Here is an 18,826-nt window from a genome sequence, read left to right as displayed (position 1 = left end):
CGGCGCCGCCACCCGTTACGTCAGGCGGGCCAGGGCCTCGGCGAGGGGGAGTTCCTCGCGTGTGCCCGAGGCGCGGTGCTGGAGTTCGACCACCGACTCCGCCGAGCGGCGGCCCGCGACCAGGATCCACGGGACGCCGATCAGCTCGGCGTCCGTGAGCTTCACGCCCGGCGAAAGGCCGGGGCGGTCGTCCAGCAGGACGCGGAGACCCGAGGAGGCGAGCTCGGCGGCTGCCCGCTCCGCCAGCGCCAGCGGGACGGCCTTGCCGGCCGCCACCACGTGGACGTCGGCCGGGGCCACCGCCGCCGGCCAGTTCAGACCGCGCGCGTCCGCCGTCTGCTCGGCCAGCGCGGCCACGGCGCGGGAGACCCCGATGCCGTACGAGCCCATCGTGACCCGCACCGGCTTGCCCTCGCGGCCCAGCACGTCCAGCCCGAACGCGTCGGCGTACTTGCGGCCCAGCTGGAAGATGTGCCCGATCTCGATCGCCCGGTCGAGCCGCAGGCCCGCCCCGCAGGACGGGCAGGGGTCTCCCGGCTCCACGACGACCACGTCCAGGTACCGGTCCACCTCGAAGTCCCGGCCGCAGACCACGTTGCGTGCGTGGGTGTCCACCCGGTTGGCGCCGGTGACCCAGGCCGTGCCCGGCGCCACCCGGGGGTCGGCCAGGTAGCGGACCTTCTCCAGGCCCTGCGGGCCCACGTAGCCGCGTACGAGGTCGGGCCGGCCCTCGAAGTCCTCGGCCGTGACGAGCTCGACGACGGCCGGGGCGAGGTGTTCGCCGAGCTTGCCGAGGTCGACCTCGCGGTCTCCGGGCACACCGACCGCCACGATCTCGCCGTCGACCTTCACCAGGAGGTTCTTCAAGGTCGCCGAGGCGGGCACCCCCAGCTGCGCGGCCAGGGTCTCGATCGTCGGGGTGTCCGGGGTGTCGACCTCCTCCAGCGCCGGGTGCTGCGCGGACTCGGGGGCGAGGGCGAACGTCACGGCCTCGGTGTTCGCGGCGTAGTCGCAGGACGGGCAGTCCACGAAGGTGTCCTCGCCCGCCTCCGCCGGGGCCAGGAACTCCTCGGAGGCCGAGCCGCCCATCGCCCCCGACACCGCCGACACGATCCGGTGGTCCAGGCCGAGCCGCTCGAAGATGCGCACGTAGGCCTCGCGGTGGAGGCGGTACGACTCCTCGAGGCCCTCGTCGGACACGTCGAAGGAGTACGAGTCCTTCATCTGGAACTCGCGCCCGCGCAGCACCCCCGACCGGGGCCGCGCCTCGTCGCGGTACTTGGTCTGGATCTGGTACAGCATGACCGGCAGGTCCTTGTACGAGGTGCACTGGTCCTTCACCAGCAGGGTGAAGATCTCCTCGTGGGTCGGGCCGAGCAGGTAGTCCGCGCCCTTGCGGTCCTTGAGCCGGAACAGCAGGTCTCCGTACTCCGACCAGCGTCCGCTGACCTCGTACGGCTCCTTCGGCAGCAGCGCCGGGAGCAGCACCTCCTGGGCCCCGATCGCGTCCATCTCCTCGCGGACGACGCGCGAGACGTTGTCCAGGACCCGCTTGCCGAGCGGCAGCCACGTCCACACCCCGGCCGAGCTGCGCCGGACGTACCCGGCGCGGACCAGCATCCGGTGGCTGAGGGTTTCGGCGTCGGCCGGGTCCTCGCGGAGGGTCTTGGCCATGAGGCGGGACATGCGCTGCACGTGTTGCGTAGACATGTACGGAGGCTACCGGCCGCCGTGCGGGCGGCGGAAACGTCTTTCTCAGGGCCTCAGCAGGGGCAGCGGGGCTCCCATGACGGCGTACGGGAGGCTCGCGCTCGGGAAGTGGACCTGGCGGGCGAGGTCCTTGTAGCCGAGGGCCCGGTAGAGCCCCCGGGCGGGGCTGTCGGTGTCGACGGCGGAGAGGATCGAGCGCGGTTCGGCTGCACCGTCGGTGATGCCGGTGATCAGCGCGCGGCCGACGCCGTGGCCCTGGAATCCCGGGTGGACGTGCAGCTCTGTGATCACGAAGGAGTCGTCGAGCCAGTCGTCGTGGCCGCCGGCCCGCAGATAGGGCTCGACGACGGTGGACCACCAGTGCGTGCGGTCGTTCGGCATCCCGTAGACGAAGCCGGTGAGCGCGCCGTCCTCGGCGAAGGCCCCGAGGGCGCGGGCGCCGCGGCAGGCCATGTGGCGCTGGACGATGTAGCGACGGATGCCGACCTCCTCCTCGCTGAGGCCGAAGGCGACGGCCTGCACGCGCAGGGCCTCGTCCACGCGGGCGGCGAGGTCGAGAGGGCCGATGCGGAGTCCGGAAGGCAGCATGCGGCGACCTTACTGTGCGGTAGGGGCGTCCCGGTATGCCGTCGGCAAGGTCTCCCGCGGATTCAGAACAGCACGCTCATGAAGGCGCCGACCTCGCGGAAGCCGACCCGTCGGTAGGAGGCCCGCGCGGCGGTGTTGAAGTCGTTCACGTAGAGGCTGACCACGGGCGCGACGTCCCGCAGCGCGTAGGCGACGACGGCGGCCATCCCGGTCTCGGAGTGGCCGCGGCCGCGGAACTCCGGGTCCACCCACACGCCCTGGATCTGGCAGGCGCGGGAGGTGGCGGCGCCGATCTCCGCCTTGAAGACGATCCTGCCGTCCTCGACGCGGGCGAACGAGCGGCCGCTCCCGACGAGTTCGGCGACCCTGGCCTGGTAGAGCAGCCCGCCGTCGCCGGCCATCGGGGAGATGCCGACCTCCTCGGTGAACATGGCCACGCAGGCGGGCATGATCAGGTCCATCTCGTCCTTGCGGACCCGGCGGACCAGCGGGTCGGCCTCGACCGTGGCGGACGGGCCCTCCATGACCATGAGGGGCTGGTGGGAGCGCACGTCGCGGGCGGGTCCCCAGCCGGGCTCCAGCAGGTGCCACAGCAGCCGGGTGGCCTCGGCGGGGCCGACGATGGAGGAGCAGCGGCGGCCCGTGCGGCGTGCACGGTCGGCGAAGGCGCGCACGGCGTCGGGTGTGGCGCAGACGGGGACCAGGTTGGCGCCCGCGTAGCAGAGGGAACGCAGCTCGCCGTCGGCGTACCAGCCCCACATCTCGCCGCCCAGGCGCCAGGGGTCGAGTCCGGCGACCTGGACCCGGGAAGTGACGAAGGCGTTCTCGACCGGCTCGCGTCCGAGGACTTCGAGGGCGGCGTCGAGATCACTGGGCTCAAGGACCCGGGTGGTGGTCTGCGTCAACACTGGGGCCTCACCATGCAAGTCTGCTGATCTCCGCACTGTACCCGGCGGGACCCGGGGATGCCCGGTGCCCCAGGTCACGAAAGCGCCCCGGCCCCGGCCCGCGAGCTGCGGGAACGGGGCCGGGGCCGGACGTTCGCAGGGGTCAGACGCCGATGGCGACCGTCGGCTCGCCCGACATGACGCCGTCCTTCTCCATCTGCTCGGCGATCTTCATGGCCTCTTCGATGAGGGTCTCCACGATCTTCGACTCGGGGACGGTCTTGATGACCTCGCCCTTCACGAAGATCTGGCCCTTGCCGTTGCCGGAGGCGACGCCGAGGTCGGCCTCGCGGGCCTCGCCGGGGCCGTTGACGACGCAGCCCATGACCGCGACGCGCAGCGGGACCTCCATGCCCTCCAGGCCGGCCGTGACCTCTTCGGCCAGCTTGTAGACGTCGACCTGGGCCCGCCCGCAGGACGGGCAGGAGACGATCTCCAGGCGGCGCGGCTTGAGGTTCAGCGACTCCAGGATCTGGTTGCCGACCTTGACCTCCTCGACCGGAGGCGCGGAGAGGGAGACGCGGATGGTGTCGCCGATGCCCTCGGAGAGCAGCGCGCCGAAGGCGACGGCGGACTTGATGGTGCCCTGGAAGGCGGGGCCGGCCTCGGTGACGCCGAGGTGCAGCGGGTAGTCGCAGGCGGCGGCCAGCTGGCGGTAGGCGTTGACCATGACGACCGGGTCGTTGTGCTTGACCGAGATCTTGATGTCGCCGAAGCCGTGCTCCTCGAAGAGGGAGGCCTCCCACAGCGCGGACTCGACCAGCGCCTCGGGGGTGGCCTTGCCGTACTTCTTCAGCAGCCGGGCGTCGAGCGAGCCCGCGTTGACGCCGATCCGGATCGGGGTGCCCGCGGCCTTGGCGGCGTGCGCGATCTCCTTGACCTTGTCGTCGAACTGCTTGATGTTGCCCGGGTTCACGCGGACGGCGGCGCAGCCGGCATCGATCGCGGCGAACACGTACTTGGGCTGGAAGTGGATGTCGGCGATGACCGGGATCTGCGACTTCTTCGCGATGACGGCGAGGGCGTCGGCGTCGTCCTGGGTCGGGCAGGCCACGCGGACGATGTTGCATCCGGAGGCGGTCAGCTCGGCGATCTGCTGGAGCGTGGCGCCGACGTCGGAGGTGCGGGTCGTCGTCATCGACTGCACCGAGATGGGTGCGTCGCCGCCGACGGCCACCGACCCGACCTGGATCTTGCGGCTGACCCTGCGGTCGGCAAGCTTCGTCGGCACGGCCGGCATTCCGAGAGAGATGGCAGTCATCTGCTGTACAACCCCAAGGTGTGGATCAAGGTGCCGAGATCGGCGGGCTCCAGGCTTCGAGATTACGCCAACCAGCACGGTGCCCCCGCATCCCGGGGGGCGAGCCACCCGAACGCAGGGAGCCGGGCACGATGCGTGCCCGGCTCCGGACGTCCGGGGTGCGGCCCGCGGACGACTAGGTGATCTTGATCGGGTTCACCACGTCCGCCACCATCACCAGCAGCGTGAAGCAGATGAAGAGCCCCGCCACCACGTACGCGACGGGCATCAGCCTGGCCACGTCGAACGGGCCGGGGTCGGGGCGCCTGAACACCCGCGCCACGGCGCGCCGGACCGACTCCCACAGGGCGCCGGCGATGTGCCCGCCGTCGAGCGGGAGCAGCGGCAGCATGTTGAACAGGAACAGCGAGAGGTTGAAGCCGGCCAGCAGGTTGAGGAAGAACACCAGCTGGTGCTGGGCGGGGATGTCGAGGGTGAAGATCTCACCGCTGACCCGCGCCGCGCCGACGACGCCCATCGGGCTGTCCTGCTTGCGCTCGGCCCCGTTGAACGCGGCGTCCCACAGGTCCGGGACCTTGGAGGGCAGCGCGACCAGCGACTCCACGCCGCTCTGCATCATGTCGCCCATGCGCGTGACGGACTGGCCGAAGGACTGCGGGACGTAGCCGGAGGCGGGGGCGAAGCCGAGGAAGCCGGCGGTGACGTACTGGTCCTTGACGTAGTTGCCGTGGCCGTCGGTCTTGGCGACCTTGTTCTCGATCAGGTTCGCCTTCAGGTCGATCCGCCGGCCGGCCCGCTCGACGGTGATGACGGCGGGTCCCACGGTGGCGCGGATGTCCTTCTGCAGCGCGGACCAGTCCTGGACCGGGCGCCCGTTGAAAGCGACGATCTTGTCCTTCTGCTGCAGACCGGCCGCCTTGGCGGGGGCGGCCGGGTCGCCCGCGGCGCACTTGTCGCGCTTCTCGCTCTGCTGGATGACGCAGTCCGAGACCGAGCCGACCACGGTCGTCTGGGTGTTCAGCCCGAAGGTCATGAGCGTGGTGAGGAAGATCGCCACGGCCAGGACCAGGTTCATGAACGGGCCGGCGAACATCACGATCACGCGCTTCCACGGCTTGCGCGTGTAGAAGAGCCGGCTCTCGTCACCGGGCTGGAGCTCCTCGTACGCCGCCGAGCGGGCGTCCTCGATCATCGACCGGAAGGGCGACGTCGACCGGGCGGTGACCTTGCCGTCCTCGCCGGGCGGGAACATCCCGATCATGCGGATGTAGCCGCCCATCGGGATGGCCTTGATCCCGTACTCGGTCTCGCCCTTCCACCGCGACCAGATGGTCGGCCCGAAGCCCACCATGTACTGCGGCACCCGGATGCCGAACAGCTTGGCCGTGGAAAGGTGCCCCAGCTCGTGCCAGGCGATGGAGACCAGCAGGCCGAACGCGAAGATCACGACCCCGAGCACCGTCATCAGTAGTGTCATGCGCCCGCCTCCACGGCGGCCCGAGCCGCCATCTCCCGCGCCCGGGCCCTGGCCCAGGCCTCTGCTTCAAGGACGTCCTGGACCGTCAGGGAAGTTCCCGGGTCCGGTGTCCCGTGCTCGTCGACCACGGCAGAGACGGTATCCATGATTGCTGTGAACGGCAGCCGACCTGCCAGGAACGCCTCGACGCACTCCTCGTTGGCCGCGTTGAACACGGCCGGGGCGGTGCCGCTGAGCGTGCCCACGTGCCGGGCGAGGTCCACCGCGGGGAAGGCCTCGGTGTCCAGCGGGAAGAACTCCCAGGTGGACGCCTTGGTCCAGTCGAAGGCGGGGGCGGCGTCCGGGATCCGCTGGGGCCAGCCCAGGCCGATCGCGATGGGGCCGCGCATGTCCGGCGGGGTGGCCTGGGCGAGGGTGGAGCCGTCCGTGAACTCGACCATCGAGTGCACGTAGGACTGCGGGTGGACCACGACCTCGATGCGGTCGAAGGGGATGTCGTAGAGCAGGTGCGCCTCGATGACCTCCAGCCCCTTGTTGACGAGGGTGGCGCTGTTCACCGTGATCACCGGGCCCATGGCCCAGGTGGGGTGCGCGAGCGCGTCCTTGACCGTGACCCCTGCCAGCTCCTCGCGGGTGCGGCCGCGGAAGGGCCCGCCGGAGGCGGTGACGACGAGCTTGCGCACGTCGGCCCGGGTGCCGGCGGCGAGCGCCTGGAACAGCGCCGCGTGCTCGGAGTCCACGGGGATGATCTGGCCCGGCTTCGCCAGGGCCTTGACCAGAGGGCCGCCGACGATCAGCGACTCCTTGTTGGCCAGGGCCAGGGTCCGGCCCGCCCGCAGGGCGGCGAGGGTGGGCGCGAGGCCGATGGAACCCGTGATGCCGTTGAGGACGGTGTGGCATTCGGAGGCGGCGAGCTCGGCCGCCGCGTCGGGCCCGGCCAGGATCTCGGGCAGCGGCTCGGTGGCACCGAACTGGGCGCTCAGCGCCTCTTTCAGGGCCGGTACGACGTCCTCGCGGGCGACGGCCACGGCCTTGACCCGCAGCAGCCGGGCCTGCTCGGCCAGCAGCCCGACCCGCCCGCCGGCGGCGGACAGCGCGGTCACCCGGAACCGGTCCGGGTTGCGCAGGGCGAGGTCGATGGCCTGGGTGCCGATGGACCCGGTGGAGCCGAGGATGACGATGTCCCGGGGGCCGGCCGCGGGGTCGAAGAGGAGGTGCGGATCGGCGAGGGGGGCTGGGCGGTCGCTCATGCCCCCATTGTTGCCGGAAGTCAGGAGCGGCCCGACACGGAGCCCCCTTCCGTGACCCGCAGGAGCAGGTGCGGGAGGGTTCCGGCGAAGTCCGGGAGGGTCACGGCGACGCGCCACCAGGCGTCCGGATCGGCGCCGATGGATACGGCGAACAGCCGGTCGGCCTCGGCCCGCGCGGCGAGCACCGGCGCGGCCCAGTCGTGGCGGTCGGGGTGGTGCACGTCCCCCAGCCAGTGGTCCTCGTCCAGGGCCCAGCAGGCGGGCGCCTTGTGCCGGATCACGTCCTCACCGGTCAGCAGCCCGCGGGCCAGGCAGTCGCGCACCCACCGGATGTCCTCCTCGACGGAGTCCACGGGCACCGCCAGGCTCGCCAGGGCCAGTTCGCGGTCCACTCCCCCGACGGGCTCGGCGGTCTTCGGGGCCAGGGAGTCGAGCGCCGCGGGGAGCCCGTCGACGGACGGCGGGCCGGCGGGCCCGGCCAGGGTGCCGCGGACGATCCGGGCCACGAGCACCGGCAGGGTGCCGCGGAAGCCGTGGGCGTGGCGGTACAGCTCCGCCCACAGCCGGGGGTCGTCACGCAGCGGGCGCAGCGCCCGGGCGACGGCCGTCCGCATGCCCGTCCACTCGGGCAGGGACCAGCGCAGGCCGGTGGTCTCGGGGAGGTGCGCGAGCAGCAGGGTCCGGTGCGCGGGCGCCACGTGCGCGACGAGCTCGTCGAAGGTGAGCAGCCCCATGCGCACGGTCCGTACGGCGGGCCGGTACCACTGGCGCCCGAACGTGTCCTGCCCGCCGGTGTCCAGCAGCGCCTGGCAGGTCTCCCGGGGCAGTCCGCCGGCCAGCAGCAGGGCCTCGACGGCGGCGGGCGGCAGCGGGGCCCGGGCGTGCTCGGCGAGCAGCGCCTGCGGGTCGAGGGGCTCGTGCGGCATCCGCAGCAGGGTGAGGGGGATCCGGGGCCTGCGGCCGTGGCGCCGCAGCAGCGCGATCAGCTCGTCGGGGGCAAACGGCCCGGGTCCGACCTCCCGCAGCAGCTCCGGCGAGGGCCCGGGGCGGGCCGCGTACCGCGCCGGCCCGGGCAGTCCGGGCAGGGGCCGTCCGACGACGTGGGGGTTGCGGGCGACGAACTGCCGGTCCGCCTCGCTGCCGTGGCGCAGCAGCAGGGTGACGGTCGAGGCCGACAGCCACTCGTCGCGGCACAGGTACTTGCGGGTCGGCGCGTCGAGCCGGCCGATCAGGTCGGTGACGACGTGGTCCGGTGCGTGGCGCAGGAGGTGCGCCACGCACCAGGCCAGCCGTCGGCTGTTGCGGTCTTCCGCCGTCGGCATCGCTGGACCCGCCTTGCCCGTGCTCGTACGCGTACTGGTACTCGTACTCATCCTCGTACGTCTGTCCGACGTTCGGCGATGATCGCAGGTCAGCGGATGGGACGGTGCACGTTTTCCTGAGTGGAGGGGCCGGGGGCGGCGTCCGCGATCCAGGGGCCGTCGCCGGAGGGGTCGATGACGCCGTCCTCCAGCCAGGTGTAGGTGCCGGTCAGGACGCCCTCGACGACCTTGCGGTCGATGTCGTCGGTGTTGGACCAGAGCCGGCCGAAGAGCTCCTCGACGCGGATCCGGGACTGCCGGCAGAAGACGTCAGCGAGCTGGTAGGCCTCGCGGCCGTGCTCCCCGGTCGCCCGCAGGTGCTCGGCGCGGACACAGGCCGCGCTCATCGCGAAGAGCTCGGCGCCGATGTCGACGATCCGGCCCAGGAAGCCCTGTTTGGTCTCCATCCGGCCCTGCCAGCGCGACATCGCGTAGAAGGTCGAACGGGCGAGTTTGCGGGCGCAGCGCTCCACATAGCGCAGGTGGGTGGCGAGGTCGGGGTGGCCGCTCGGGTGGAAGGCCCGGTAGGTGCCCGGGAGCTGGCCGGCTCCGGCGGCCAGCTGGGGCAGCCAGCGGGCGTAGAACCCGGCGGCCCGGGCGCCCGCCTTCGCCTTGTCGCCGAGTGCCTTGTCGGGGTCGATGAGGTCGCCCGCGACCGACAGGTGGGCGTCGACCGCCTCACGGGCGATCAGCAGGTGCATGATCTCGGTGGAGCCCTCGAAGATCCGGTTGATGCGCAGGTCGCGCAGCATCTGTTCGGCGGGGACGGCGCGCTCGCCGCGGGCGGCCAGGGACTGCGCCGTCTCGAAGCCGCGGCCGCCGCGGATCTGGACCAGCTCGTCGGCCATCAGGCAGGCCATCTCGGAGCCGTAGAGTTTGGCGAGGGCCGCCTCGATGCGGATGTCGTTGCGGTCCTCGTCGGCCATCTGGGAGGCCAGGTCGACCACCGCTTCGAGGGCGAAGGTGGTGGCGGCGATGAAGGAGATCTTGGCGCCCACCGCCTCGTGCCGCGCGACGGGACGGCCCCACTGCTCGCGTACGCCGGACCACTCGCGGGCGATCTTCAGGCACCACTTCCCGGCGCCGACGCACATGGCGGGCAACGACAGCCGGCCGGTGTTGAGCGTGGTCAGCGCGATCTTGAGACCGGCGCCCTCGGCGCCGATGCGCTGGACCGCGGGCACCCTGACCTGGTGGAAGCGGGTGACGCCGTTCTCCAGACCGCGCAGGCCCATGAAGGCGTTGCGGTGCTCGACGGTGATCCCCGGGGAATCGGCCTCCACCACGAAGGCGGTGATCCCGCCGCGGTGGTTCTCGCTCTTGGGGACGCGGGCCATGACGACGAGGAGGTCGGCCACGACCCCGTTGGTGGTCCACAGCTTCACGCCGTCGAGGAGGTACGCGTCCTCGCCGTCCGGGACCGCCGTGGTGGCCAGGCGCGCCGGGTCGGAACCCACGTCCGGCTCGGTGAGCAGGAAGGCGCTGATGGCGGTGGTGGCGCAGCGCGGCAGGTAGGTGTCCTTCTGCTCCTGCGTGCCGAAGATCTTCAGCGGTTGGGGGACGCCGATGGACTGGTGGGCGGAGAGCAGGGCGCCGATGGCCGGGCTGAGGGAGCCGACGAGGGCGAGCGCCCTGTTGTAGTAGACCTGGGTGAGACCGAGGCCGCCGTACTTGGGTTCGATCTTCATGCCGAGGGCGCCGAGCTCTTTCAGCCCGCGCACGGTCTCGTCGGGGATCTTCGCCTCGCGCTCGATGCGCGCAGCCAGCCCTTCTGCGAGCTGCGTCTCGCAGAAGGCCCGCAGTCTGGCCAGGAAGGCCTCGCCGCGCCGGACGTCCTCGTCGGCGGGCAGCGGATGGGGGTGGATCAGGTCCAGCCTCAGCCGGCCCAGGAAGAGTTCCTTGGCGAAGCTGGGCTTGCGCCAGTCCTGCTCCCGGGCCGCTTCCGCGACCTGCCGTGCCTCGCGCTCGGTCACCTTGGGCTGTGCGGGTTGTGTTGCGGACATGAGGGGGCTCACCTCGCCGCCGGAGTCGGGTGGTGCACCGGACCACCAGCCGGTGCTACCTGTGAGTCGTACCCCGTCCGCGCCCTCGGGAAAAGGGGGACGGCCGGAGCCCCCGCACAGTGGGCTCCCCGCAGGTGGTCTGACCTGCGGTTTCTCGCTGACCTGCGTAGACACCGCGGCGCATCCGCCCTCATTTTCACTCATCTGTGCTAATCCACCAGCATCCTCGATCGCTCGTGTTCCTGTGGGAACACTGCTGGGACCGGACCATGAACCGGATGGGGACGTGGCCCAGTAGGGTGCGCCGAGTGAATAGCGCTTCTCGTCTCCCGGCCAGCTTCCGCCTGATCGTCACGGGGGGAGGAACCGGGGGGCACACCTATCCCGCGTTGACCGCGATCCGCACGCTCCAGCATCGGCTGGCGGCGGACGGCAGGGCGGTCGAGGTCCTGTGGATCGGCACGGCGGACGGCTTGGAGGCTCGGGTGGCACCGGCCGAAGGCATCGCCTTCAAGACCGTGGCCACGGGCAAGATCCGCCGCTCCAGCAACCCGCTCAAGATGGTGAGCCCGGCGAACATGAAGGACATGGCGCGCGTACCGCTCGGCGTGGCCCAGGCACGGAAGATCGTCGCCGACTTCCGGCCGGATGTCGTGCTCGCCACGGGCGGATACGTGGCTGTCCCCGCCGGCCTGGCCGCCCGCATGTGCCGCCGCCCGCTGGTCCTCCACGAGCAGACCGTGCGCCTGGGCCTGGCCAACCGGAAGCTCGCGAGCTCGGCGACGCGGATCGCGGTGTCGTCGGAGTCGTCGCTGCCGCTTCTGCCGGAGTCGGTGCGTGGCGCTGCGGTCGTCACCGGCAATCCCATCCGCCCCGAGGTGCTGACCGGACACGCGGACAGGGCGGTTGAGGCTCTGGCCCTGCATGGCTTCGACCGGCGTCTGCCAACCATCTACGTAACCGGCGGCGCGCAGGGCTCTCAGCAGATCAACGACGTCGTACGGGACGCACTGCCGTGGCTGCTGGAGCGGGCGAACGTGATTCACCAGAGCGGGCCCGCCAACGTCGAAGGCCTGCGGCACCACGCGGCAGCACTGCCGCCGGAGCTGTCGGGCCGGTACTACCTCGCCGGGTTCGTCGGCCCGGAGCTGCCCGACGTGCTGGCGCTGGCCGACGTCGTGGTCTCCCGGAGCGGCGCCGGGACGCTCGCCGAGCTGACCGCGCTGGGCAAGCCGGCGGTGTTCATCCCGCTCGCGTCCTCGGCCGGAAACGAGCAGGCGCACAACGCGCGGCACCTGGAGGACGCCGGGGCTGCCGTCGCGCTACTCGGTGAGGTGACCGCGGGGAGTCTGCGGGACGCGGTGGGCCCGCTCCTCTCCGATCCCGCACGGCGGGAAGCGATGGCGGAGAGGGCGCGGGCTCTCGGACGGCCGGACGCGGCGAACAGGCTCGTGGACGTGGTCCTGTCCGCCGCGTCAGGCTGAACGGCGGGTTCTACGGGAGGTGCCGGGCGGCGCCATCCTCAATGAGGGTGACGACGTCGGCGAACGCGGCGGCGTCCTTGCCCCACGGGTCGGGGACGTCGCGGTCGTCCAGGTACAGGGCCAGCTTGGGCACGGTGCGCTCGTCGGCCAGCTCCCGGAGCGCGGCGAGGTTGCCGGCGTCCATGGCGAGGACGACGTCGGCCCAGTCCAGCAGTTCCTTGCTGATGTGCACGCCGAGGTGGGCGCGCATGTCGTAGCCGCGCGCCGCCGCGGCGGCGACCATCTCGGCGCGGGCGGGCTGCCCGAGCCACTTGTCCCGGGTGCCGGCCGACCTCACCTCGACCGCGTCCCGGCCGAGCTGGGCGAGGATGACGGCGGCGAGCGGGGAGCGGCAGTGGTTGCCGAGGCAGACCGTCAGGAGACGTCGCGGCCGGGCCGTCATCCGACGACTGCCGTCTCGGTGACGGCCTTCACGACCTCGGAGGCGACGTGCTCGACGTCGCCCTCCGCCAGGTGCTGGTGGAACGGCAGGGTCATGATCTGGCGGCCTACCCGCTCGGTCACCGGCAGGGACAGGTGCCACGGGGCGAAGGCCGGTTGCAGGTGGTTCGGCGGGTAGTGCGTGCCGACGCCGACACCCCGGTCCCGCAGCGTGCGGAACACCTGGTCGCGGTCCGCGTGGACGAGGACCGCGACCAGGTGCGGCACGGAGCGTGCCACGTCGACGTCCACGACGGTGACGCCCTCGACGCCCTGCAGAGCGGTCGCGTACGCCCGCCACAGCGCCTTGCGCTTGGCCTCGGCCTCCGGGAACCGGCCGAGCTGGGCGCAGCCGATCGCCGCGTTGAGCGACGACATCTGTACGCGCAGCCCGAAGCCTTCGACGGTGTAGCCGGTCGCCTCCGCGCGCCAGGCCGCCGACTCGACGATCCCCAGGCCACGCAGTTTCCGGCAGGCCTCCGCCTCCAGCGCGTTGCGCGGGACGATCAGACCGCCCTGCCCGCAGGTGAGGTTCTTGATCGGCCCGAAGCTGAAACAGGTCAGCGCTCCGGTCGCGCCGACGCGCCGCTCGCCGGCGCAGGAGCCGAAGGCGTGGGCCGCGTCCTCGATGACGGTGATGCCTTGCTCGGCGAACACCGGCTGCGCCTCGGACAGGTCGACGGCCCGGCCGCCGTACAGCACGGGCATGACCGCGCGGGTGTCGGCGGTCACCGCGTCCAGCACTTCCGCGCTGCCGACGCACAGGGTGCGCGGGTTGACCTCGACGAACCGGGGCCGGGCGCCGACGGCGAGGATCGCCTGAATCGTGGCGCAGAACGTGAGGGACGGGACGATTACCTCGTGGCCCGGGCCGACTCCGGCGGCGAGCAGGGCGACATGGAGCGCGGACGTGCCGGAGGCGATCGCAACTGTGTCGGGGACGCCGAGGAAGGCGGCGACGTCGGCCTCGAACTGGTCGGTGACGTCCGTGTGGCCGTAATGCCCGCTGCGCAGGGCCTCGGCGAGCGCGGCCTCTTCGGGGCCGTACAGGAAGGGACGCGCGTTGTTGGCCGTGCCCGCCGCCATGGTTGTCGTCATTGCTGGCCTTCCTCGACGATCAGGGTCTCGGTGTACTTGGTGAGGCACACGTCCGGCTTGTACTGGAGTCGGTCGTGGTCGACGGGGTTCTTGAACAGGCCGGCGAGGAGCTGATCGGTGAGGTCGGCCCCGGCCGCCTCGCTCGCGGGGAAGCCTCCGGCGACGCGGGCGTTGACCTCGGTCATCACGACCCGGTTCGGGCCGTCGTCGGTGATGAAGCCCTGGGCGCAGCAGGAGCCGGCGGCGCCGACGGCGGACAAGGTCTCCTTGACGCGCTCGGCCACCTCCCGGTCGTGGAACGTGCGGCTCACGACGGCGAGCCGGCCCTTGACGAGGAGCCGGTGGCGCAGGATCACCGACGCCCGGCCGGAGCGGTCGACGAGGCAGTCTGCGGTGAACTCGGCTCCGTTCACGCGCTCCTGGACGATGGGGTCGGGGACGAGCTCGCACAGCACGCGCGCCTGTTCCCTGGTGTGGCAAAAGTGCACGTTCTGGGCACCCTGCCCGCGCCGGGGCTTGACGACCAGCAAGGTGCCGTCGGGGACTTGGTCCAGCTCGGGGGGTAGGAAGGTGCGCGGCGTGGGAACGTCGTTCTTGCTGAGCGCTGTGTGGAACGCGGCCTTGTCGGTGCACGCTTCGATTGCAACCGGGTCCGGCAGCCACGTCGTCACGCCGAGGTCGGCCAGGGTGCGCCGCAGTGCGGCGAGCTTGGCGAGCTCGTGCTCGACGGTGGAAAGGATCGCGTTCGGCCGAAGCTCGCCGCACACGCGCAGGAGGCTGGACCGGTAGGACGGGTCGGCGGCCGGGGCAGTGGTGCGCGGCGTGACGTCCGGCAGGCGGAGGCCGGCGGCCAGCGGGTTGGAGTCCACCGCGATGATGTCGCAGCCGAGCCGGAGCAGGCTCCGGGCGAGGTCGAACCCGGGGGCTCCCCCGACACCGGTCACGAGGATGCGCCGCTTCTTCACGTCAGTGGACGACACGCGGGGCCTCCTCGGTGGGGGCGGCGATCTCGCCCTTCGGCATGGGCGCGTACGGGTTGCGCATCAGCGGGGCCCACCGGTCGGGGTTGCGCCGGTACCACTCCACTGCGGCGGCAAGGCCGTCTTCGAAGTCACGTGCGGCCCGGTAGCCGAGCTGGGTGGCGATCTTGTCGCAGACCATCGAATACCGCATGTCGTTCGACCGCCGGTCGGCCACGTACACCACGGAGTCCCAGTCGGCGCCGCACATGCGCAGGAGGATGTCGGTGAGCTCCACGGTGGTGAAGTTTGTGCCGCCGCCGATGTTGTAGACCTCGCCGGGGACGCCGCCGCGCAGGACCAGCTCGATGCCGGCGCAGTTGTCTTCGACGTGCAGCCAGTTGCGGATGTGCTGGCCCTGGCCGTGGATGGTGACTTTGTCGCCCCGGAACAGGCGGGTGACGAACAGCGGGATGATCTTCTCGGGGTGCTGGTACGGCCCGTAGTTGTTCGAGCTGCGCGTGACGCACACCGGGACGTCGTAGGTGTGGAAGTAGCTCAGCGCCACGAAGTCGCTGGCGGCCTTCGACGCGGCGTAGGGCACGGTCGGCCGGACCGGGTCCTCCTCGGTGGCGGACCCTTCGAGCAGGGGCCCGTAGACCTCGTCCGTGGAGACGTGGACGAACTTCTGGATGCCGTGTCGCATGGCGGCGTCCGCGAGGGTCTGGGTGCCCAGCACGTTCGTGGACAGGAAAGTGCCTGCCTCGAAGAACGAGCGGTCGACGTGGGACTCGGCGGCGAAGTGGACGATCGCCGTGTGCTGCTGCACCAGGTCGTCTACCAGCTTGGCGTCGATGATGTTGCCGTGGACGAACCGCAGCTTCGGGCTGAGGAAGGCCTCGCCGAGGTTTTCGATGTGCCCTGCGTATGTGAGGGCGTCGAGCACGGTCACTTCGGCGACGTCGTCGGCCCGCAAGATGCGCTTGACGAAGTGCGAGCCGATGAACCCGGCCCCGCCAGTGACGAGCACTTTGTCCATGGTTGCCTCCGGTGGGAGTGCGAGCAGCGAAGCGGCTGGGTTCGCCGCCCGTCTGCGGGGACCACCATGGCTGCGCGGTGGCCTCGGTGGGACTGGCCGGGGGCGCTCCCGCACATGGTGTGCGGAACCGGCACACGGTGTGCATCCGCGCGCCCTGTCGCCTCGTTAGGAAGAGCACTAGCGTCATCCGTCCCGTCGGTGCGCAGGAGGTACCCATGGGTCACAGCACGGAAGATCTCGGGGCCCTCATTCGCGGTGCCCGGGGCGCCGCCCGTCTGACACAGGCACAGTTAGGCGGCAAGTGCGGTTACTCGGCGTCGGCGATCTCCAGGATCGAGGCCAACAAGCTGCGGCCGGAGCATTCTGCGATGCTGCTCATGGCCGAGGTGTTGGGCATCGCACCCGAGCGGCTGTGTGGTTCCGCTGTGCCACACGGTCCGGCGGTCGCTACGGTGGCGAGCGAGCGGCAGTCGGACGAGGAGGATGCGGTGCGTCGTAGGGAACTTCTGGCCGGGGCGCTCGCCGCTGGGGCGACGGCCATCGTGGGTGCCGGCGCGACATCGGCCGCCGCCGTATCCGGGGACCCGTCAGCCAATCTTGAGGAAACCCTGTTTCGGCTTCCGGCCGCCGACGCGGTGCCGCTGGCCGTCCTGACCGCGCAGACGGTTGCGGCGCGGCGGACCTTCCAAGCGGCCCGGTACATCGATCTCGGCCACTCGCTGCCAGGGCTGCTCGCTGCGGCCGAGGCGACCCGGGACGCCACGACCGGGCGGGCGCGGCAGCAGGCCGCCGCTGTGCTGGCCCGGGCGTACGTGCTCACGGCGGAACTGGCGACGAAGCAGCACTCCGACGCGGCGTGGGTCGCTGCCGACCGGGCGCTGACCGCCGCCCGGGCCAGCGGGTCGCCGGTGCCAGTCGGGGAGGCGTCCCGGGTGCTGGCGATCACGATGCGCCGCTCGGGCCGGTGGTCGTCCGCAGTGAACCTCCTCACCCGCGAGGCAGCCGAGTTGGACCCATCCGAGGATCGCACCGGGGCCGTACGGACCACGTTGCTGTTGACGGCCGCGTACTCGGCGGCTTCCGGCGGGGACCGCTCGACAGCGCTCGCGCTGCTCGACGAGGCGGAGGAAGACACCGAGCGCCTGCCGGAGGTCCATGGCCTCTTCACCGTGGAGGCAACCCGAGCCCAGGTCGACGTCTACCGGATCGGGGTCCTCAACGCGCTCGGGACGCCGGACGAAGGCGTCAAGGTCGCGGCCGGGCTGAACATCGGTGTCATGCCGACACCGGAGCGCCGGGCCCGGGCATGGACGGACACCGCCCGTATGTGGCACGCCCTGGGCGACGGACCGCAGACGTTCGCGGCGCTGCGGCGGGTGGAGCAGGAGGCGCCCCAGGAGGTGCGGCGTCCGGCGCTGCGGGCCTTGACGTCGGATCTGCTGTACGGGCCCGCCCGGGTGCACGGGCTTCGTGAGTTCGCGATCCGTACCGGGGCGCTGGCTGCCTGACCACGGTCCAGCATGTTCCCACTGCGCCATGGGAACCAGCCAGGATCCGACTGTTTTCGCAGGTCAGAGCGCAGATACGAAAGACGGCCGGAGCCCCCGCACAGTGGGCTCCGGCCGTCGGCTTTTTGGCCGTACGGGATCAGATGTCGAGGCCGGTCAGGACCAGGACTCGCTCGTACGTGTAGTCATCCATCGCGTAGCGGACACCCTCGCGCCCCACACCCGACTGCTTGACGCCGCCGTACGGCATCTGGTCGGCGCGGTAGGACGGCGCGTCGCCGACGACCACGCCGCCGACCTCGAGCTCGCGGTGGGCGCGGAACGCGGTCTGGATGTCGCGGGTGAAGACGCCGGTCTGCAGACCGAACTTGGAGTCGTTCACCGCGGCGAAGGCCTCGTCGGTGCCGTCGACCTTCTGCAGGGTCAGGACCGGTCCGAAGACCTCCTCGGTGGCGAGCTTGACGCCGGCCGGGACGTCCGCGAGGACGGTGGGCTCGTACGAGGCACCCTCGCGCTTGCCGCCGGTGAGCAGCTTGGCTCCGCCGGACACGGCCTCGTCGACCCAGGACTCGACCCGCTTGGCGGCGTCCTCGGAGACGAGGGGGCCGACGTCGGTGGCGGAGTCGGACGGGTCGCCGGTGACCTGGGCCTGGACCTTCGCGACGACCTTCTCGACGAGGGCGTCGTAGACGGAGGCGTCGGCGATCACGCGCTGCACCGAGATGCAGGACTGGCCGGCCTGGTAGTTCGAGAAGGTCGCGATGCGGGTCGCGGCCCAGTCGAGGTCGGCCTCGGAGGCCCAGTCGGCGAGGACGACGGCCGCGGCGTTGCCGCCGAGCTCCAGCGTGCAGTGCTTGTGGGGCACCGACTGCTGGATGGCGTAGCCGACGGTGTCGGAGCCGGTGAAGGAGATGACGGGCAGGCGCTCGTCCTTGACCAGGGCGGGCATCTTCTCGTTCGCGACCGGCAGGACCGACCAGGAGCCGGCCGGGAGGTCGGTCTCGGCGAGCAGCTCGCCCAGGATCAGCCCGGACAGGGGGGTGGCCGGGGCGGGCTTGAGGATGATCGGCGCGCCGACGGCGATGGCCGGGGCCACCTTGTGGGCGCACAGGTTCAGCGGGAAGTTGAACGGCGCGATGCCGAGGACCGGGCCCTTGACGAAGCGGCGGGTCAGCGCCAGGCGGCCGACGCCACCGGCGTCGGTGTCGAGGCGCTGGGCCTCTCCGCCGTTGAAGCGGCGGGCCTCTTCGGCGGCGAAGCGGAACACGGACACCGCACGGCCGACCTCACCGCGGGCCCACTTGACGGGCTTGCCGTTCTCGGCGGAGATCAGCTGGGCGATCTCCTCCGTGCGCTCGGCCAGTCGCTTGGACACGTGGTCCAGGGCGGCGGCGCGCACGTGGGCGGGGGTCGCGGAGAACTCCGCCGTCACGGCGTGCGCCGCGGCCACGGCCTCTTCGACCTGGGCGTCGGTGGGCACGCTGACCGTGCCGACCAGTCGGCCGTCCCACGGGGAGTGGACGTCGAAGCTGTCCTCGCCGGTGGCCTGGCGGCCGGCGAGCCAGAAGGCGTGGGTGGAAGTCATGCGAATCCCGGCCCTTCGAATGTGTGCGGGGAGGACCTCCCAGCGGCAGCTGGGGGCAGGTCGTTGTCCCCACCAC

Annotated in this window: 15 protein-coding genes; 2 read left to right on the top strand and 13 right to left on the bottom strand. The window is 71.6% G+C overall.

Translation table 11 applies throughout. The annotated features are described in order from the left end of the window. Window positions 1-15: 15 nt before the first annotated feature. The 8 genes from ACFCZ1_RS20490 to ACFCZ1_RS20455 form a co-directional block, all read right to left on the bottom strand. The gene (locus ACFCZ1_RS20490; RefSeq protein ID WP_376679685.1) at window positions 16-1,710 is read right to left on the bottom strand and encodes a proline--tRNA ligase; all 1,695 of its coding nucleotides are present in this window, start codon (window positions 1,708-1,710) and stop codon (window positions 16-18) included. Between the two features lie 45 nt (window positions 1,711-1,755). Continuing rightward, window positions 1,756-2,298, bottom strand: coding sequence for a GNAT family N-acetyltransferase (locus ACFCZ1_RS20485; RefSeq protein WP_376679684.1), 543 nt, complete (start codon window positions 2,296-2,298; stop codon window positions 1,756-1,758). 62 nt (window positions 2,299-2,360) lie between these two features. Next, window positions 2,361-3,206: a GNAT family N-acetyltransferase gene (locus ACFCZ1_RS20480; protein ID WP_376679683.1), complete on the bottom strand. Its 846-nt coding sequence runs from the start codon at window positions 3,204-3,206 to the stop codon at window positions 2,361-2,363. 142 nt (window positions 3,207-3,348) lie between these two features. Next, window positions 3,349-4,506, bottom strand: a complete 1,158-nt coding sequence (gene ispG / locus ACFCZ1_RS20475) for a flavodoxin-dependent (E)-4-hydroxy-3-methylbut-2-enyl-diphosphate synthase (RefSeq protein WP_376679682.1) — start codon at window positions 4,504-4,506, stop codon at window positions 3,349-3,351. A 175-nt stretch (window positions 4,507-4,681) separates the two neighbouring features. Then, window positions 4,682-5,983 (bottom strand): RIP metalloprotease, encoded by a 1,302-nt coding sequence (locus ACFCZ1_RS20470; RefSeq protein ID WP_376679681.1) that lies wholly within the window; start codon window positions 5,981-5,983, stop codon window positions 4,682-4,684. After that, window positions 5,980-7,233 (bottom strand): 1-deoxy-D-xylulose-5-phosphate reductoisomerase, encoded by a 1,254-nt coding sequence (dxr, locus tag ACFCZ1_RS20465; RefSeq protein WP_376679680.1) that lies wholly within the window; start codon window positions 7,231-7,233, stop codon window positions 5,980-5,982. Before dxr ends, ACFCZ1_RS20470 begins: the two co-directional genes overlap by 4 nt. Before the next feature lie 20 nt (window positions 7,234-7,253). Further along, window positions 7,254-8,555, bottom strand: coding sequence for a hypothetical protein (locus ACFCZ1_RS20460; protein ID WP_376679679.1), 1,302 nt, complete (start codon window positions 8,553-8,555; stop codon window positions 7,254-7,256). An 89-nt stretch (window positions 8,556-8,644) separates the two neighbouring features. After that, the gene (locus tag ACFCZ1_RS20455; RefSeq protein WP_376679678.1) at window positions 8,645-10,597 is read right to left on the bottom strand and encodes an acyl-CoA dehydrogenase family protein; all 1,953 of its coding nucleotides are present in this window, start codon (window positions 10,595-10,597) and stop codon (window positions 8,645-8,647) included. A 278-nt stretch (window positions 10,598-10,875) separates the two neighbouring features. Between ACFCZ1_RS20455 and ACFCZ1_RS20450 the strand changes: the two genes are divergently transcribed. Continuing rightward, window positions 10,876-12,081, top strand: coding sequence for a glycosyltransferase (locus tag ACFCZ1_RS20450; protein WP_376679677.1), 1,206 nt, complete (start codon window positions 10,876-10,878; stop codon window positions 12,079-12,081). Between the two features lie 10 nt (window positions 12,082-12,091). Here ACFCZ1_RS20450 and ACFCZ1_RS20445 read toward each other — a convergent pair whose 3' ends face one another. Genes ACFCZ1_RS20445 through rfbB form a run of 4 tightly spaced genes read right to left on the bottom strand, consistent with a single transcriptional unit; the run spans window position 12,092 to window position 15,657 of the window. Continuing rightward, window positions 12,092-12,523: a low molecular weight phosphotyrosine protein phosphatase gene (locus ACFCZ1_RS20445; protein WP_376679676.1), complete on the bottom strand. Its 432-nt coding sequence runs from the start codon at window positions 12,521-12,523 to the stop codon at window positions 12,092-12,094. Next, complete coding sequence (locus ACFCZ1_RS20440; RefSeq protein WP_376679675.1) at window positions 12,520-13,659, bottom strand: DegT/DnrJ/EryC1/StrS family aminotransferase; 1,140 nt, start codon at window positions 13,657-13,659, stop codon at window positions 12,520-12,522. The genes ACFCZ1_RS20445 and ACFCZ1_RS20440 overlap by 4 nt, the downstream gene beginning before the upstream one ends. Continuing rightward, window positions 13,656-14,639, bottom strand: coding sequence for an ATP-grasp domain-containing protein (locus tag ACFCZ1_RS20435; RefSeq protein WP_376679674.1), 984 nt, complete (start codon window positions 14,637-14,639; stop codon window positions 13,656-13,658). Before ACFCZ1_RS20435 ends, ACFCZ1_RS20440 begins: the two co-directional genes overlap by 4 nt. Continuing rightward, window positions 14,626-15,657 (bottom strand): dTDP-glucose 4,6-dehydratase, encoded by a 1,032-nt coding sequence (gene rfbB, locus ACFCZ1_RS20430; protein ID WP_376679673.1) that lies wholly within the window; start codon window positions 15,655-15,657, stop codon window positions 14,626-14,628. The genes ACFCZ1_RS20435 and rfbB overlap by 14 nt, the downstream gene beginning before the upstream one ends. 215 nt (window positions 15,658-15,872) lie before the next feature. Between rfbB and ACFCZ1_RS20425 the strand changes: the two genes are divergently transcribed. After that, window positions 15,873-17,165, top strand: a complete 1,293-nt coding sequence (locus ACFCZ1_RS20425; protein ID WP_376679672.1) for a helix-turn-helix domain-containing protein — start codon at window positions 15,873-15,875, stop codon at window positions 17,163-17,165. A gap of 139 nt (window positions 17,166-17,304) precedes the next feature. On the opposite strand, the gene ACFCZ1_RS20420 is transcribed toward ACFCZ1_RS20425, so the two are convergent. After that, entirely contained in the window at window positions 17,305-18,750 is a 1,446-nt protein-coding gene (locus ACFCZ1_RS20420; protein WP_376679671.1) for an aldehyde dehydrogenase family protein, read from the bottom strand. Window positions 18,751-18,826 lie beyond the last annotated feature (76 nt).

It is taken from the genome of Streptomyces sp. NPDC056224 (assembly GCF_042267665.1).
Lineage (GTDB): Bacteria > Actinomycetota > Actinomycetes > Streptomycetales > Streptomycetaceae > Streptomyces.
Note: the sequence above shows the minus strand (reverse complement) of the source record. Positions and strands in the feature narration are given on the sequence as shown.

Coding starts and splice junctions, on each gene's coding strand:
- ACFCZ1_RS20445 (WP_376679676.1), bottom strand. CDS start 12,523: ATGACGGCCCGGCCGCGACGTCTCCTGACGGTCTGCCTCGGCAACCAC.
- ACFCZ1_RS20425 (WP_376679672.1), top strand. CDS start 15,873: ATGGGTCACAGCACGGAAGATCTCGGGGCCCTCATTCGCGGTGCCCGG.
- ACFCZ1_RS20485 (WP_376679684.1), bottom strand. CDS start 2,298: ATGCTGCCTTCCGGACTCCGCATCGGCCCTCTCGACCTCGCCGCCCGC.
- ACFCZ1_RS20455 (WP_376679678.1), bottom strand. CDS start 10,597: ATGTCCGCAACACAACCCGCACAGCCCAAGGTGACCGAGCGCGAGGCA.
- ispG (WP_376679682.1), bottom strand. CDS start 4,506: ATGACTGCCATCTCTCTCGGAATGCCGGCCGTGCCGACGAAGCTTGCC.
- ACFCZ1_RS20420 (WP_376679671.1), bottom strand. CDS start 18,750: ATGACTTCCACCCACGCCTTCTGGCTCGCCGGCCGCCAGGCCACCGGC.
- ACFCZ1_RS20440 (WP_376679675.1), bottom strand. CDS start 13,659: ATGACGACAACCATGGCGGCGGGCACGGCCAACAACGCGCGTCCCTTC.
- ACFCZ1_RS20460 (WP_376679679.1), bottom strand. CDS start 8,555: ATGCCGACGGCGGAAGACCGCAACAGCCGACGGCTGGCCTGGTGCGTG.
- ACFCZ1_RS20470 (WP_376679681.1), bottom strand. CDS start 5,983: ATGACACTACTGATGACGGTGCTCGGGGTCGTGATCTTCGCGTTCGGC.
- dxr (WP_376679680.1), bottom strand. CDS start 7,233: ATGAGCGACCGCCCAGCCCCCCTCGCCGATCCGCACCTCCTCTTCGAC.
- ACFCZ1_RS20490 (WP_376679685.1), bottom strand. CDS start 1,710: ATGTCTACGCAACACGTGCAGCGCATGTCCCGCCTCATGGCCAAGACC.
- ACFCZ1_RS20450 (WP_376679677.1), top strand. CDS start 10,876: ATGGGGACGTGGCCCAGTAGGGTGCGCCGAGTGAATAGCGCTTCTCGT.
- rfbB (WP_376679673.1), bottom strand. CDS start 15,657: ATGGACAAAGTGCTCGTCACTGGCGGGGCCGGGTTCATCGGCTCGCAC.